This window comes from Flavivirga rizhaonensis (assembly GCF_004791695.1).
GTDB classification, from domain to species: domain Bacteria; phylum Bacteroidota; class Bacteroidia; order Flavobacteriales; family Flavobacteriaceae; genus Flavivirga; species Flavivirga rizhaonensis.
The window spans coordinates 1-16,714 of record NZ_SRSO01000005.1; the positions used below are offsets into that span (position 1 = coordinate 1).

11 protein-coding genes are annotated in these 16,714 nt (G+C 34.0%); 10 read left to right on the forward strand and 1 reads right to left on the reverse strand.

Features of this window, described 5'->3' with window-relative positions:
- Positions 1 to 237 precede the first annotated feature (237 nt).
- Positions 238 to 1,686 (forward strand): T9SS type A sorting domain-containing protein, encoded by a 1,449-nt coding sequence (locus EM932_RS04560; protein ID WP_135875966.1) that lies wholly within the window; start codon positions 238 to 240, stop codon positions 1,684 to 1,686.
- Between the two features lie 57 nt (positions 1,687 to 1,743).
- On the forward strand, positions 1,744 to 2,760 hold the full coding sequence (locus tag EM932_RS04565) for a T9SS type A sorting domain-containing protein (protein WP_135875968.1): 1,017 nt from the start codon (positions 1,744 to 1,746) through the stop codon (positions 2,758 to 2,760).
- A gap of 72 nt (positions 2,761 to 2,832) precedes the next feature.
- On the opposite strand, the gene EM932_RS04570 is transcribed toward EM932_RS04565, so the two are convergent.
- Positions 2,833 to 3,246, reverse strand: a complete 414-nt coding sequence (locus tag EM932_RS04570; protein WP_135875969.1) for a helix-turn-helix domain-containing protein — start codon at positions 3,244 to 3,246, stop codon at positions 2,833 to 2,835.
- Positions 3,247 to 3,648: 402 nt separating this feature from the next.
- Here EM932_RS04570 and EM932_RS04575 point away from each other — a divergent pair, with 402 nt between their 5' ends.
- From EM932_RS04575 to EM932_RS04610, 8 genes are all read left to right on the forward strand, one after another.
- Positions 3,649 to 3,981, forward strand: coding sequence for a hypothetical protein (locus EM932_RS04575; protein WP_135875971.1), 333 nt, complete (start codon positions 3,649 to 3,651; stop codon positions 3,979 to 3,981).
- Positions 3,982 to 4,432: 451 nt separating this feature from the next.
- The gene (locus tag EM932_RS04580) at positions 4,433 to 6,676 is read left to right on the forward strand and encodes a ribonuclease R family protein (RefSeq protein ID WP_135875973.1); all 2,244 of its coding nucleotides are present in this window, start codon (positions 4,433 to 4,435) and stop codon (positions 6,674 to 6,676) included.
- Positions 6,677 to 6,814: 138 nt separating this feature from the next.
- Positions 6,815 to 7,033 carry a heavy metal-binding domain-containing protein gene (locus EM932_RS04585; RefSeq protein ID WP_246040893.1) on the forward strand — a complete coding sequence of 73 codons (219 nt, stop codon included), beginning with the start codon at positions 6,815 to 6,817 and terminating at the stop codon, positions 7,031 to 7,033.
- A 239-nt stretch (positions 7,034 to 7,272) separates the two neighbouring features.
- Positions 7,273 to 7,947, forward strand: a complete 675-nt coding sequence (locus EM932_RS04590; RefSeq protein ID WP_135875975.1) for a head GIN domain-containing protein — start codon at positions 7,273 to 7,275, stop codon at positions 7,945 to 7,947.
- A 146-nt stretch (positions 7,948 to 8,093) separates the two neighbouring features.
- Entirely contained in the window at positions 8,094 to 10,898 is a 2,805-nt protein-coding gene (locus EM932_RS04595; RefSeq protein ID WP_135875977.1) for a helix-turn-helix and ligand-binding sensor domain-containing protein, read from the forward strand.
- 303 nt (positions 10,899 to 11,201) lie between these two features.
- Complete coding sequence (locus tag EM932_RS04600; protein WP_135875979.1) at positions 11,202 to 14,390, forward strand: glycoside hydrolase family 2 TIM barrel-domain containing protein; 3,189 nt, start codon at positions 11,202 to 11,204, stop codon at positions 14,388 to 14,390.
- Positions 14,391 to 14,403: 13 nt separating this feature from the next.
- Positions 14,404 to 15,831, forward strand: a complete 1,428-nt coding sequence (locus tag EM932_RS04605; RefSeq protein ID WP_170179724.1) for a glycosyl hydrolase family 16 — start codon at positions 14,404 to 14,406, stop codon at positions 15,829 to 15,831.
- A gap of 57 nt (positions 15,832 to 15,888) precedes the next feature.
- The gene (locus EM932_RS04610) at positions 15,889 to 16,713 is read left to right on the forward strand and encodes a glycoside hydrolase family 16 protein (RefSeq protein WP_246040895.1); all 825 of its coding nucleotides are present in this window, start codon (positions 15,889 to 15,891) and stop codon (positions 16,711 to 16,713) included.
- Position 16,714 lies beyond the last annotated feature (1 nt).

Genomic DNA, 16,714 nt, shown 5'->3' on the forward strand with positions numbered 1-16,714 from the left:
ACAGTGTGCGTATTGGAATCCCAAACCTAGCACTGACCTCTTGGAATGTCAACTGCTCTTTTGCTTTTACTTTAAATAATCGCCGTCTGAAATCTAGTGAGTATGACATACTACAAGATACAAAAAATATGTCAAACTATAATGATTTAGCTATGTTACTATAAAAAAGTGGGGAAATAAAGAGGGTTTTACGATTTACAATCGTTTCATTCTAGTTAAACCTCATAAAATAATAACATGAAACAAAATCTACTTTTAATTTTTCTTATCCCCTTTTTTAGTTTTAGTCAAGTACAAATAGGTGGTAGTATTGATGGTGAAGCAAGTCTTGATCTATCTGGTTTTAGTGTATCACTTTCTGGTGACGGCTCCACATTAGCCATTGGTACTATAGGGCATAATTCTTTTTCGGGTCTTGTGCGAGTTTATAAAAACACATCAGGTGTCTGGACACAGATAGGTAGTGACATTTATGGCTTGGCTGGTAATTGGTTTGGGTATCGGGTATCTCTTTCTTATGATGGAACTATACTTGCCATTGGTGCTCCTTATAATAATAACGCTAATGGTAATAGTTCCGGTTATGTAAAAGTTTATGAATATAAATCTAATGTTTGGAGTCAACTAGGAGGCGATATTTATGGCAAAGCAGCCGATGACTTATCGGGTACAAGTCTATCGCTTTCCAAAGATGGTCATATTGTTGCTATTGGTGCCATAGCAAATAGCGATAATGGTAATCGTTCGGGTCATGTACGAGTTTACGAATATAAATCTAATACTTGGAGTATGATAGGCAATGAAATTAATGGCAAAGCAGCTGGTGATCTGTCGGGTACAAGTGTTTCACTTTCTTCTAATGGTCATATTATTGCTATTGGTGCTACGGATAATGATAATATTAATGGTGATAATTCCGGACATGTAAGGATCTATAAATATGAAAACACACTTAATAACTGGGAACAACTAGGCGATGATATTTATGGAGAATATGGCAATGATAAATCTGGTCTTAGTGTATCACTTTCTTCTAATGGCTCCATAGTAGCTATTGGGGCGACAGGTAATACAGCTAATTCTGGTCAAGTGCGCGTTTATGAGAATTTATCGAGCGGTTGGTCATTAATAGGTAATGACATTGATGGTAGCGCAATCGACGATAAATTTGGTTGGAGTGTGTCCCTTTCTGCTGCTGGCTCCATATTGGCTATTGGAGCCCCTGGAGGTAATGGTGGTGTAGATAGCTCAGGTCAAGTAAGTATTTATAAAAACATATCAGGCCTTTGGAAACAAATAGGCAGCAATATAAATGGTCAAAATACAGATCGTCAGTTTGGTCATAGTGTTTCACTTTCTGCTGATGGTTCTATGGTCGCTATTAGCACACCAAATAATAACAACGGCGGCTCTACAAGTGTTTTCGATTTAAATGCCATATTATCATCAGATTCTTTCGTTTTATCTCGGTTTCGTATATCTCCTAATCCAGCTACTTTTCAAACAACCATTAAACTAAACAAAGGTTTAATCTTAGAAAAAATATCTATTTATAATAATCTGGGACAGTTTATACTATCAACTCAAAAAACAGTTATGAACACTTCAAATTTAGCAACTGGTCTTTATTATGTTGAAGTAGTAACCGATAAAGGAAAAGCTACCAAGAAGTTAGTCATTAAATAATAACAGTTTTTTTTAATATAAATACCCTTTTTACCTCAAAAACCTTAATAAATTACTATGAACAAAATTTACTTTTTCACAACGATTCTTTTTTTAACCAGCATGAAGCTTATAGCACAAACCGATGTAATAACCGGATTAGATAGCCCATCCGGGCTTTTAATTAATGGAAATGACCTGTATATTGCAGAAGAAGGCGTTATTTCTAAAATAGATATTACCGATACATCTCCAACGGCTACAGATGTCGTAACCGGATTGATCGCTCCTTTTGCAATGGTACTTAATGGAAATGACTTGTATTTTACAGAAAGGAACAAAATTTCTAAAATAGACATTACCCTAATGACTCCAACGGCAATAGATGTGGTAACTGGATTGAATGGACCTTCTGGAATGGCACTTAATGGGAATGACCTCTACTTTAATCAAGGAAACAAAATTTCTAAAATAGATATTACCGCAACGACACCAACGGCTATAGATGTATTAACCGGACTAGGTTTTCCTTTTGGAATGACCCTTAATGGGGCTGACTTGTACTTTACACAAAGTGACAAAATCTCTAAAATAGATATTACAGCAACAACACCTACAGCAACAGATATAGTAACTGGACTAGATTTTCCTGCCGAAATAATACTTAATGGAAACGATATGTATATTACAGAAGGCACTAAAATTTCTAAAATAAACATTACCGAAGCTTTACCAACGGCTACAAATATCATAACAGGGCTAGATTTTCCTTATGGAATGCTGCTTAATGGAAATGATTTGTATTTTGCTGAAAATGGTAAAGATAAAATTTCTAAACTCGATTTAAGTACACTTTCAACAGGTGAAACCGCAGCATTGTCTAATGGAAAATTATATCCAAACCCTTCACCAGATTTTATTCAAATTTCGGGACTATCTAAAGCAGAAAATTATACCATTTATAGTGCTTTAGGAACCAAAATAAATAGCGGAACTGTTTCCGTTGATGAAAAAATTAATATTGAAAAACTATCCAAAGGGCCTTATTTCATAAAGTTTGAAACAAGACACACTTTTAGATTTATTAAAGAATAAAAGATACAATCTTTACTAATTAATAGCACTAAAATAGCAGTTAAACGCAATTATGTAATTTGTGTTTTTCTGCTATTTATCTATAACCGTCATATACTTTAATTCACCTTCTTTCCATTGTTCAATTTCGCGTTCACTTAGTGAAATAATAGAAATTATATCAAATCTTTTTTTAACATTACCATTTTCATCAACTTCATGTTTTTTGGTATCTGACTTTAATAATTTCAATCTAATTTTAACTAAATCATCTTTTAAAATTTCAATCGGAAAAATCTCTTGATAAGATTTTAAGCCTAAAGCTTTTGCTGCTCTAGCCATCATCCTCATATTATATTTAGATCTATTTTTAGGATTTTCTATTTGCCCCAAATATCCTTCAGATACGCCAATACGTTGAGCCAAATCTACCTGATCTATGTAAGGATCTGACTTTACTCTTAAATCTCTCAGCCTTTCAATAACATAAAAATCTATGTGAGACATTATTATTTCTATTACCATATTACATATATATAAGTAAGTAAACCAAATGATTTCATTAATCACATTCACATACTTATTGCTGTGTAATTTATTTTTGATATATTAGCATCAGATTATTTAAATTTGCGATTCTTCGTATAGAAAATATTTGAAGCTGTCGCTTAGAGTCTCTGAATTGAAAACTGGTAATTTTTGCAAAGAGATGATAAGCAGATTGGCTCACGTACCCGGGCGTGGGCTCTCTTATCTTTGCAAGGTATACCAGTACCCCAATTCAGCTAAGTTGAGTTCCACGCCTTTTTTGTTTCCATACATTATAGGTTTTAATGGGGTATTTACCTCATGTTTCAGGCAACTAAACTTTAAATTTTACTAACCAATAAAAAAGTAACATGTATTGCCATGGAAAAAACAGTAGCCGATTTATTACCAGATACTTTTGTAATGCCGCCCTATGCCGTTATAGTCACACTGATTTCGTTGTTGAACAGCTCTGGGTTAGCAGATGGCGTTGTAAAACATTGTATAACGGGGCTAAAGATTATCACTATCATGCACCTGTGTAAAAACCACGATATAGAAATCGATATTTTAGAGAAAAAGTATTTCGATGCGTTCTTTGAGAAACTTCCCCAAACATATTATAACAATAGGGAACTGATTACAGAAATTATGATTATTGAAAATATTGACCAATGCGTCAAAGCAAATAAAGTACTAGGTGTTGATAGCTAGAGCCAAACAACACCACTACTCAGGTGTTTTTGGCTCTTTTTTTTAAGTGTCATTCAAAGCGTAGCGAAGAATCTCATTATAATATTAAAGACAATAAACAATGCTAGATTCTTCAGTCATTCTGAGGAGTTTATCAGCCTGCACTGAGCGTAGTCGAAGTGTGAGAATCTTTTAAATTTAAATTAAACAGATTGCCACAGTCGTACCTCCTTCGCAATGACACTAAATTTTAGGTCTCTTTCTGTTTCACCTTCCAATGTTTCTCATAAAAACAAACTATTTTAACGCTCTAGAAACCTTTTCTTTTTTATTGCATAACGTAGAAAAAATACGGTTAAATATTTTAAATGTAACTTTGCACAAAACTTAATGCAAATCTTCACCACTCAATTAAGTTTAAAACAATTAACTCCTATATACTTTATGGGAACGATTATGAATTAAATTATAAATGACAAGAAAGAAAAAAGGGGGATCAAAAAAAGGAATCTCCAACTTAACAAATACCATTCTAAGTATTTTAAAAAAAGATAGAAACCAATCATTCAACTACAAACAAATTGCTGCAAAACTTGGTGTTAACGACGCCAGTAGCAGAAATCAAATTATAAAGACCTTAGCAAAACTAGCTGCTAAACAGGAGATTATACAGGTAGAACGAGGAAAATTTAAAGCAGTTATCAATACAGAGTACCATACAGGTATTTTAGATTTATCTGCTAAAGGCTCTGGTTATATTATCTGTGATGCATTTGATAACGATGTTTTTATAGCATCCAATAATATTAATAAAGCATTAAATGGCGATGAAGTAGAGTTCTATGTGTATAAACGTAGAAAAAGAGGGAAATTAGAAGGCGAAATAACCAATATTATAAAACGCGATAAAAGTGAGTATGTTGGCGTAATTCAGATACATAGCAACTATGCTTTTGTAATTGCTGATAGTACAAAAATGTATAAAGATATTTTTGTGCCAATTAACAAAACCTTTAAAGCCGAAGATGGCGACAAAGTATTAGTAAAACTTGAAGATTGGCCAGAAAACGCCGACTCTCCTTATGGAAAAGTAATTCAGGTACTCGGTAAACCTGGAGATCATAATACAGAAATTCATTCCATTTTAGCAGAATATGGATTACCTCATGAATTTCCGGAAGAAGTAGAAGCCTTTGCTAATAAATTAGATACCTCTATTACTGTTCAAGAAATCTCTAAACGTAGAGACATGCGCAAAGATTTAACCTTTACAATTGATCCTAAAGATGCAAAAGATTTTGATGATGCGCTATCTTTTGAAATCTTAGATAACGGATTGTATGAAATAGGCATTCATATTGCAGATGTATCCCACTATTTACAAGAAGGTACTGTTTTAGATGATGAAGCTTATGAACGCGCTACCTCTGTTTATTTAGTAGACAGGGTTGTGCCTATGCTTCCCGAAGTATTATCGAACAAAGCATGTTCGTTACGCCCGCATGAAGAGAAATACACTTTTTCTGCGGTATTTCAAATGAATGACAAATGCAAAATTAAAAACGAATGGTTTGGTCGTACAGTAACTTACAGTGATGCCCGTTATGCTTATGAAGAAGCACAAGCTATTATAGAAAATAACGCTGGCATTGTCATTCCTGCGCAGGCAGGAATCCAAAACATTGACAAGATCAATACGACCATACCTAAAAACATTTCGCTTACTGGCAAGGAATACCAAACACCTGAAGAACTCGCTTATGCCATTTTAAAAATGGACAAACTAGCTAAAATTATGCGTCAAAAACGTATGAGTTCTGGCGCTATTTCTTTTGATAAAGTAGAAGTCAAATTCAACTTAGACCAGCAAAGTAACCCAGTAGGTGTATTTTTTAAAACCAGTAAAGATGCCAATAAACTTATTGAAGAATTTATGTTATTGGCAAACCGAAAAGTATCAGAATTTATTGGCAAAAAAGACCCTAAAAAGACATTTGTTTATCGTGTACACGATGAACCAGACGACAGTAAATTAGCCAATTTGCAAGGTATAGTCTCTAAATTCGGTTACAAACTGAATTTTAAAGACAGAAAAACAACATCAGCATCACTTAATAATTTACTCAAAGAAGTTAATGGTAAAAAGGAACAAAACCTTGTTGATACTTTAGCAATACGAAGCATGAGCAAAGCCGAGTATACCACACATAATATTGGGCATTACGGTTTGGCATTCGATTATTATAGCCATTTCACATCGCCCATTCGTAGGTATCCAGATGTGATGGCACACCGGTTATTACAGCATTATTTAGATGGAGGTAAATCTGTAAGCGAAGAAACCTACGAAGATAAATGTAACCATTCAAGTGCAATGGAAAACCTCGCTACAAAAGCAGAACGAGATTCTATAAAATACATGCAAATTAAATTTATGCAAGACCATAAAGATGATGAGTTTGTAGGTGTTATTTCTGGTGTGACCGATTGGGGGATTTATGTTGAAATTATTTCTAATAAATGTGAAGGCATGGTAAGTGTTCGAGATATGAAAGACGATCATTACGCATTCGACCAAGACCAGTACGCTATGGTTGGCAGAAACACCAAAACAATGTATCAACTTGGAGATGAGGTTATTGTTAAAGTTAAAAATACAGATTTAGTTAAAAAACATCTTGATTTTAATTTAGTAGGTAAAAACGAAGTAGAATAATCAAATACATTCTTTTGTAACAATTATTAAAACCTTTAAACTAATAATAAACTAAATTATGGTTTTAACAACAACAAATTCGATTGAAGGACACACAATACAAGATTATTTAGCATTGTTACTGGTATAAATGTAAGCATGCCCAAAGCAACTTTTTCTTTTAGTATGAATAAGTACTATCAATCTTATGAAAAAAAAGTTGGCGAAGCTAAAGAAGAAGCCTTTCAAAAACTTAAGAGTAATGCTATAAATTTAAAAGCTAATGCTGTTGTTGGAATTAGTATTGACGTGGAAACAAATCCAACTTCAGGTTTAATTATAGTATCTATTACAGGTACAGCAGTAAAAATTATTTAATCGAAAAGAATTCTCCGACGATCTGCGTCGGGTTTCCATTGAAATTTTCATTCCCGTAAAAACGGGAATCTAAATACAAGAATTTTGACTTTTGCCTCCGAAGGAGAAAATGAAACGAGCGAAATAACTCTATGACTATGTCTCAAGAGTAGTTCGTTTCAAAAATTCTTTTATTTTTAAAAAAAAGGAATAATTATTGATAACTTTACGTTTAAATCAAAAAACTTAAAAATTCACACATGAAACGTCTAATAGTAGTATTAATAATTTTAGTTTCTACAATAGCAGTAGCTCAAAAACCAATAGAAAAGTCAATTGGAGAATTTACACATTTAAAAGTATATGATTTAATAGACCTTGAACTCATCAAATCTGATAGCGATAGAATCGTTATTACAGGAAAAAACAATAAAAATGTTCTTGTAAATAATAAAAACGGAACACTAAAAATTAAAATGAAACTTGAAGAAGCTTTCGATGGCAATAAAACAAAAGTGCAATTATACTATACGGCATTAGATGTTATTGATGTTAACGAAGGCGCAAAAGTGTCTTCTAAAGAGACTATCGAGCAATTTGAAATAGATTTGAACGCACAAGAAGGAGGAAAAATAGATGTAAATCTGAATGTAAAATATGCAAATATAAGATCGGTTACAGGAGCAAATGTTCAAGCCTCTGGAATTGCCAAACATCAAGATGTATCCATTTACACAGGAGGTATTTATGAAGGTGAAGATCTTAAAACCGAATTTACAGATGTATCCATCCGTATCGCTGGAGAAGCATCCGTTCATGCAAAAATCTTAGTAAATGCTAAAATAAGAGCCGGAGGGAATATCTTTATCTATGGAAACCCAGAACGCGTAGATGAAAGTAGAGTACTAGGCGGTAGGATAAAACGCATGAAATAAAAATATATTTCTTTTTTTTAAAAAAGAAACCCGCTACAGGAGCGGGTTTCTTTCTAAACAATATCTCGCCCACCCATACAAAAACCATACAACATCTCTTACAAGCGTTATTTTTAGTATCTTAGACATACAACAAATGACATTTTTTGACACGATTCAGTTTTTTGTTTTTCAGTATCTTTCTTTGGGTATGTAGTTTTCTACACTCACAAGAACACCCTCCTATTGAAGTTTTTTCACCAAAAGATTATGGCGCCGAAACTCAAAATTGGTCCATTTCTCAATCTAAAGAAAATTACATTTATGCAGCCAACAATAAAGGGCTCCTTGAATTTAATGGAGCAAATTGGCAATTATATCTATCACCTAACGAAACAATAATAAGATCCGTTAATGTCATAGAAAATTTAATATATACAGGCAGTAATAGAGAATTTGGATATTGGCAACGAAATGAATTTGGACTACTATACTATACTTCATTATCAAAAAAATTAAAAGTAGATTTCTTAGAAGACGAAGAATTCTGGAATATTATAAGTATAGACGATTATATATTATTTCAATCTTTAAAAAGAATCTATATTTATAACAAAACCGATGCTTCCTATAGTATTATAGATTCTGAAACTATTATCTACAAAATATTTAAAGTTGATGAAACTATTTATTACCAGAAAACCAAAGACGGTATATACAAAATCGAGAATGGCGAATCAAAATTAGTTTCAGATCATATAATTCTTAAAGAAAATAGGTTAGTTAATCTTTTTAATCAAAATGACAATCTTTTAATTGAAACTGAAAACAACGGATTTTATATTTTAGATAATGAAGCGCTTTATAAATGGAATATCCCTGCAAACAAAAAGCTATCAGAAGTCAGTGTATTTCGTAGTATTCAATTAAAAGATAATAGCTTTATATTAGGAACCAGATCTAATGGAATACTTCACCTAACTCCAAACGGTACTATAGACTATAACATAGACACCTTTCATGGATTAAGTAATAATACGGTACATGGCGTTTTTGAAGATGCCGAAAATAATATATGGCTGGCCTTAGAAAACGGCATTAATTGCATAAATATTAAATCACCATTTAAAATTTATCCCGATGAAAAAGGGAAAATAGGAACTATATATACGACTTCCGTTTTTAATGGTAATTTATATTTAGGGACCAATCAGGGGTTATTTCATAAGCCTTTGGAGAGACAAGAAAATTTCAAAGGGGTTGAAGGGGTTCAAGAAGCTGTTTGGAATTTAACTATAATAGATAATACATTGTTTTGTGGACACGACACAGGAACCTCTGTTATAAATAACAACATAGCTGAAAAAATTAAAGGTATACAACAAGGTACTTGGGATATAAAATCAATTAACAAAACAGATTTACTATTACAAGGTAATTATGACGGTTTATACATCCTTCAGAAAATTAATAACAAATGGGTATTTAGAAATAAGATAGAAGGTTTTGACCTATCAAGTAAATTCTTTGAGCTTTATAATAATCAAATTTTTGTAAGCCACGAATATAAAGGTGTTTTTAAAATTGATGTAGACAAAAATTTCACAAAAGCTCTAAACATTATAAAAGATCCAGATCTTGGAAAAGAACTAAACTCCAGCATTACTAAATACAATAATAAACTATTATACATTTATAAAGAAGGTGTTTTAGAGTATCATGCAGAAATTAATAAATTTTTAAAAGACACTGTTTTAAGTACGCTTTTCTCAAAAGAAGATTATACTTCAGGGAGACTAGAATTTAACAAAGAAACAAATACCTTATGGAGCTTTTCTAGAAGTAATCTTAATTATATCTCTCCAAGCAACTTAAGCAACACCCTAAAGGTTAACAGAATCCCTTTTTCCAAATCATTGCCGCGGGGTTTAACAGGTTACGAAAACATATCCTTCCTATATAACCAGAAGTATTTAATAGGAACCTCAACAGGTTTTGTTGTTTTAGACCTAGACAAAATATCTAATATACCTTATGAAATTTCAATTAATTCTATCACCAAACACAGTATCTCCAATACTCGGGAAACCATAAATAAAAATATTAACGGAAATTTTAAAAATAAGGACAACAATATAGAGTTCTCGTTTAGTGTTGCAGAATTTGATAAATATCTTGATACAGAGTATCAATATCAGTTAGAAGGTATGTATCCAAACTGGAGTAATTGGTCCTCCAAACCTACTACATTATTCGAAAATTTACCTTTTGGCGATTATACATTTAATGTAAGAGCAAAGGTAGGTAATGCACTTACTAAAAATGTAGCTTCCTATCGTTTCAATATAGAAAGGCCATGGTATCTTTCTAATATCATGATAGCAGCATATGTCATTTTTGTTTTATTGTTTTCATTAATGATGCACCATATTTACAAGCGTTATTATAGAAAACAAAGAGAAGCATTACTACAAAAAACCAAACGCGAACTAGAATTAAAGGAGCTTGCAAATAGGCAACAACTCATGAGTTTTAACAATGAAAAATTAAGACAAGATATAGACAACAAAAATCGTGAACTGGGTATTTCAACAATGAGCTTAATTAAAAAGAATGAGTTCTTGAATAGTTTAAAAAAGGAATTACAAAATGTTAATGACATTAAAAATGTAAAACAAGTTATTAAGATTATTGACAGAAATATAAATAATACAGACGACTGGAATGTCTTTGAAGAAGCTTTTAATAATGCAGATAAAGATTTTCTAAAAAAGATCAAACAGGAGCATCCTTCGCTTACTTCTAACGATTTAAGATTATGCACATATCTTAGGTTAAACTTATCCTCAAAAGAAATCGCTCCGTTACTCAATATCTCGCCAAGAAGCGTTGAGGTAAAACGATACAGATTAAGAAAAAAGATGAATTTGCAACATGAATCTAGCTTAACAGACTATATTCTAGAAATTTAAAAACACAACACACACCTTTTTTACCTATACAACACCACAACATTAGGGGTTTTTCCTACTTTTCGTGATTTATTTTTTTAGACGGAATTTCATAAAAAAATCTATTAAATACTGAGGTTTTCATAAAAAAACATCATTTTTTTTATCATGTATGTTTTTTGTAGGGGTATTTTTTGACGACCTCGCAATTAAATAGAGTAATTTTAAAAAAGCTAAAAGTCCATTTCAGTTCATTTACAAAATCTCCCCCAGTAAATGCCTCTGAATAAAAAATGACTAACTCAAATTAATTTAAACGAAACTATGAAAAACAATTTTCTAAGATTAGTACTCTTCTTATTTACGGTAACTGCATTTGCACAGTCAGATAAAGTATCCGTTGTAAGTAATGATGAAGGCATGAAATTAGTTGTCAATGGAAAAGATTTCATGATTAATGGTATGAATTGGGATTACTTTCCAATTGGTACTAATTACTCCTATAGTTTGTGGAAGCAATCCGATGCTGTTATTAAAGCAGCATTAGATGCCGAAATGGGCTTATTAAAAAATATGGGGGTTAATGTTATAAGACAATACACAGGTGTTCAGCCTAAATGGATTCAATATATCTATGAAAACTATGGTATTTATACCATGCTTAATCATTCGTTTGGTAGATATGGGTTAACAATAAATGGTGCTTGGGTAGCTGTGACCGATTATAGAGACCCCGCAACACAGAAGCTACTCATATCTGAAGTTTCTCAGATGGCTGAAACATACAAAAACACTCCAGGGCTACTCCTATTCTTATTAGGGAATGAAAATAATTACGGGCTGTTTTGGGCTGGAGCAGAGACAGAAGATTTTCCAGATGAAGAAGATAAAAAAAGAGAGGTTGGCGAAAAGCGGGGAAGACCTATGTATAAATTAATGAATGATGCCGTGCTTAAAATGAAGTCTATTGACGCTTCACACCCAGTAGCCATTTGTAACGGAGATTTATTGTTTGCTGATATTATAGCAGAAGAATGTAAAGACGTGGATATTTATGGTGTAAACATGTATCGTGGTAAATCGTTTGGTGATGCCTTTGAAAGGGTTAAAAACGAATTGAATAAACCTATCTTGTTTACAGAGTTTGGCTGTGATGCCTTTAATGCCATCACCAATAAAGAAGACCAAAAGATGCAAGCCTTTTTTATGGTAGAAAACTGGAAGGAAATCTATCAAAATGCTGCAGGTTTAGGAAAATCTGGGAACTCCATTGGAGGTTTTACGTTTCAATTTAGCGATGGTTGGTGGAAGTTCGGACAGACAAAAAATTTAGATGTCCATGATAATAATGCATCTTGGGCCAATGGTGGCTATTATCTCGATTTAGAGCCAGGAGAAAACAACATGAATGAGGAGTGGTTTGGAATTTGTGCAAAAGGACCAACTAACCAAAGAGGTTTATACGATTTATATCCAAGGGCAGCATATTACGCTTTAAAGGAAGCGCATAGCTTAGACCCTTATGCTAAGGATGTAACTTTAGATTTTGTTGACAATTATTTCAGCAATATAGAGCTAATGGATGCTGTACTTAGAGCCAGAGGTGATAAAGCCGCGCTTGGAGCAAATAGTGCAGGTAAAGTAAGATTAAGCAATTTGCGTGCCGAATTTACAACATTTAATACTGGAGGAAGCTTAATAACTACTCCTAGAAACGAAGATCCAAATGCTAATTCCTTCCCAAACAAATTAGGTTTTGATCATATGGAATCCTACTATGTTGGTGTTGAAGGGAACCCAAGCTCAAACATGCGAGCTAAAGTCAACTTCAATATTCTTGGTAATGTAGCCGAGAACCCTATCAATGAAATATTTTATGAAAATGTTGGAAGACCAGTGACAATTCAAGGCGTCGAAGCTGGAAATGATTTAGATGTTGAAATCAATGATTTTAATAGACTTCGCGTTTACAATGCAGAATTTGAGTGGAAAACTAAAAATGCCGATGTAAGAGGTTTTTACAGAATAGGACATTACCATTGGGGGTACGAAGGCGATTTCTTCGGTTTATATCCAGAAGCCAATTACGGCCCGAATCTAGATATATATAACGGTGAGATTCTCGGAATGGAGATTGATGGAAAAGGATCATTAAAAGGGCTTAAAGCCGCCTTTGGTCCACAACTATGGTGGGGTGCTAACCCGACTGTTCTTTTAAAATATCGAACAAATTTCAAACATTGGGATATTACAGGGATTTACCACAGAGATTTAGATACTAGTTTAGAATTTGATCAAAATGGCCGACGTGTTCTTGATCCGAATCAAGTACGAAGTGGTGTAATACCTCCTTGGCCCACAGAACGTGCTACCGTAGTTTTAGAAAGAGATTTTGGAGCTTTTGGTATATCCTTAGGTGGTATTTGGGGAGGGAAACCTCTCAATGGTAGTACATTTCAAGATGTAACAGGAGAATCAGGTAACTATGTGGTATATCAAGATAAAATAAACTCAGATGATAACTGGGGAGGAAAAGCCAAAATAACCTATGAAAAAGGACGATTTAATTTCTATGCACAAGCCGCATATATGGGATTGGTTGCCAATGGAGGCGCAGATGCTACACGAACATTTACGGGCTGGAAACTTAAAGATTCTGGAAGTGGTAACCAAACCAATATACTTTCTGGTTTTACATACAGCATTGGAGATTGGCAAATAGCACCAAACTTCCTTTGGCAAAAACCCTTAGTAGACCCTATGCCTAATGATGTGACGGCTCCTGGAAGATTAAGAAACTTTATAGACGACCCATTCGCTGTAAGAGGTAATAGAGAAACAACAGCAGGAGAACTACTCTTAACCTTTGACCCAACACCGGGATCTTGGTTTTATGAGTGGGACAACGACCGTGCTGAAGATGCAAAATTTGCTTTTAACCTTGGTTTTGTATTTAGGCATCAGCCAACAGCACAAGATGCACATATTGGATTTTTAGCAAATCGTACGTTTTTCGCTTTTCCTCAAGCTGCACCAGCACAAGATTTGTGGGAACTGAGTTCTCGTGTTGTTTCTAAAGTAAGTCCAGAATTGGGCATTATTGGAAATCTTTATGGAGGTAACGCTCAGGCAAATGGTGATAGTGACAGAACCATAGAACGCTTTGGCGGTGACATCAAAATGATATACAAAAAGTGGAAGGTAGAATACGGTTTCAAGGTTAACGATTGGGGTCCTTTTGATTACCATCGCGATTTCAACCTAACATTTCCTATTCAAAATATGATCGATATTTCTACGTCCTTAGGTAAGCCTGATTGGTTTATCCTTCCAGATACTAAGATTGGTATCCGTGGTACTTGGCGTTCCTTAAATGAAAATTCGCCAAGATATTCACCTACAGCTGTTCCAGCAAACACGTTTCCGGCTATACCACCAATAAGCCCTGTTGGATTTGATGATGGAAATGAATGGGAGATTAGAACATATGTACACATCAATATTGGTAAATAAAATAAGATTTAAGATGAAAAATATAAAATTTACATATACAAAGATCATATGCCTTTTAGCATTCATTTTTACAATCGCAGTAAGTTGTGAAAGAGAGTTATCTGATGAAGCCGTATTTGCAACATTTCCGACAACTGCAGAAGTGTTCATAGACGCTCCCGTTGGTATGGGAACTAATTTTTATTTTCCTTACAATGGGTCTAAAGCCACAGCTTGGTCTGTAGACAATGAAGTAAGCTACGAAGGTACGGCATCTATGCGTTTTGATGTGCCAAATGCTAACGATCCTGAAGGCAATTATGCTGGAGCCATCTTTAGAATAGATGGAGAAGGATCTGGTAGAGATTTATCAGGTTTTGATGCCTTAACGTTTTGGGCAAAGGCTTCTCAGGCTGTTACGATAGGTGAAGTTGGTTTTGGCGAAGATTTTGGTCAAAATAAACATGTCGCTACAAGAACAAATATAGACTTAACAACAAATTGGGTAAAATACATTATTCCTATCCCAGACCCATCTAAGTTGATTCAAGAACGTGGTATGTTAAGATACTCTGCGGGAGGTATAGGTCAAGTAGGTAGCGAAGTCGGTTATACCTTTTGGATAGATGAGGTTAAGTTTGAAAAACTAGGAACAATAGCACAACCTCAACCTGAAATTTTAAGTGGACAGAATGTTGAACAACAATCATTTAATGGAAGTGAAATAGACTTGGCAGCAAGCGGTCTCACACAGACTTTTAATGTAAACGGAAGTAATATAACAGTAAATACCACACCAGCATATTTCTCCTTTTCTTCATCAACCCCAAGTATCGCTTCGGTAAATGAAAAAGGGCTGGTTACAGTTCTTAATCAAGGCACAACAGTCATAACTGCTGTTTTAGCAGGTGTAGCCGCTAAGGGTTCTTTAAAAATAACATCGAGTGGTGATTTACCAGATTCCCCAACGCCAACAAGGCAAGAGGCTAATGTTAAATCTATTTATAGCGATACATACACAGCAGAAACTGGAAGTAATTTTAATCCAGGTTTTGGAGGTTCGACCACACAAACTACAGAAGCAACTTCAAACGGTAATAATGTTCAAATATATGCCAATAACAATTTTACAGGTATCATTTTTAATAATACCGTAGACGCATCAGCACTAACTCATCTTCATGTTGATATTTATACGCAACAATCAGATACTAGTGTTGAAATACAAATACGGGATATTGGTGGAAATGGAGAAATAGAAACAAATATTTTCAATGGTGCTCCCGATGGAGACGATAAAGATTTCAGGTTTACTGTTTCAGGTTTAACACAAGGTGTATGGACATCTTTCGATATTCCACTAGGCGGTGATATCGCGACTCAAAAGAATAATTTAGGTGCTCTTATATTAGCAGGTGGCCCTAATTTCATATTGGACAACATATACTTCTACACAGAATAAGCTAGATAACATAAATTTTAAAAAGAAATAATGATGAATAAAAAGCATACATATAAAATGAGAACAAAAACATTGTTCTTAATGTCCTTCTTGATGATTTCCTTTTTTGTGATATCTAGCTGTGAAACAGATGAAACACAAACTGTAGCTACGTTTACAGAACTGATTATGGCAGATGAGTTTGATACCGATGGGGCTCCTAATTCAACTATTTGGGGATATGACATAGGAACTGGAGAAAACGGTTGGGGTAATAATGAATTACAATATTATACAGACCGTACAGAAAATGTTACGGTACAAAATGGTGTGCTCATTATAACGGCAAAACAAGAAGAATTTGAACAATCTTCTTATACATCAGCAAGGCTTTTAACTAAAGGTAAGTTTGAACAAACCTATGGGCGTTTTGAAGCTCGTATCAGGTTGCCTTATGGACAAGGTATCTGGCCTGCATTTTGGTTATTAGGAGACGATTCTAACGGTACAGAAGTGTGGCCGCAAATAGGCGAAATAGATATCATGGAATATTTAGGAAATGAACCTTCCAAGATATTTGGTACCGTTCATGGTCCTGGGTATTCAGGTGGCGAATCCATAAGCAAACCGTATGTATTAGAAAACGATAGATTCGATACAGGGTTTCACATTTTCGGCATAGAATGGGCCCCGGATTATATTAATTACTACGTTGACAATGTGTTGTATAATCAAATAACACCAGACGATGTTCCCGGAGAATGGGTATTTAATCGAGGCCCTTTTTATATCATATTAAATGTCGCTGTTGGAGGTCAATTACCAGGTTCACCAAATGCAGAAACAGTATTCCCTCAAACTATGCTTATAGATTATGTTCGTGTTTATAGTAGAAGCAACTAAC

Excerpts from the sequence above, each read along its gene's own strand:
- EM932_RS04560 (WP_135875966.1), top strand. The coding sequence starts at position 238 with ATGAAACAAAATCTACTTTTAATTTTTCTTATCCCCTTTTTTAGTTTT.
- EM932_RS04565 (WP_135875968.1), top strand. The coding sequence starts at position 1,744 with ATGAACAAAATTTACTTTTTCACAACGATTCTTTTTTTAACCAGCATG.
- EM932_RS04570 (WP_135875969.1), bottom strand. The coding sequence starts at position 3,246 with ATGTCTCACATAGATTTTTATGTTATTGAAAGGCTGAGAGATTTAAGA.
- EM932_RS04575 (WP_135875971.1), top strand. The coding sequence starts at position 3,649 with ATGGAAAAAACAGTAGCCGATTTATTACCAGATACTTTTGTAATGCCG.
- EM932_RS04580 (WP_135875973.1), top strand. The coding sequence starts at position 4,433 with ATGACAAGAAAGAAAAAAGGGGGATCAAAAAAAGGAATCTCCAACTTA.
- EM932_RS04585 (WP_246040893.1), top strand. The coding sequence starts at position 6,815 with ATGCCCAAAGCAACTTTTTCTTTTAGTATGAATAAGTACTATCAATCT.
- EM932_RS04590 (WP_135875975.1), top strand. The coding sequence starts at position 7,273 with ATGAAACGTCTAATAGTAGTATTAATAATTTTAGTTTCTACAATAGCA.
- EM932_RS04600 (WP_135875979.1), top strand. The coding sequence starts at position 11,202 with ATGAAAAACAATTTTCTAAGATTAGTACTCTTCTTATTTACGGTAACT.
- EM932_RS04605 (WP_170179724.1), top strand. The coding sequence starts at position 14,404 with ATGAAAAATATAAAATTTACATATACAAAGATCATATGCCTTTTAGCA.
- EM932_RS04610 (WP_246040895.1), top strand. The coding sequence starts at position 15,889 with ATGAGAACAAAAACATTGTTCTTAATGTCCTTCTTGATGATTTCCTTT.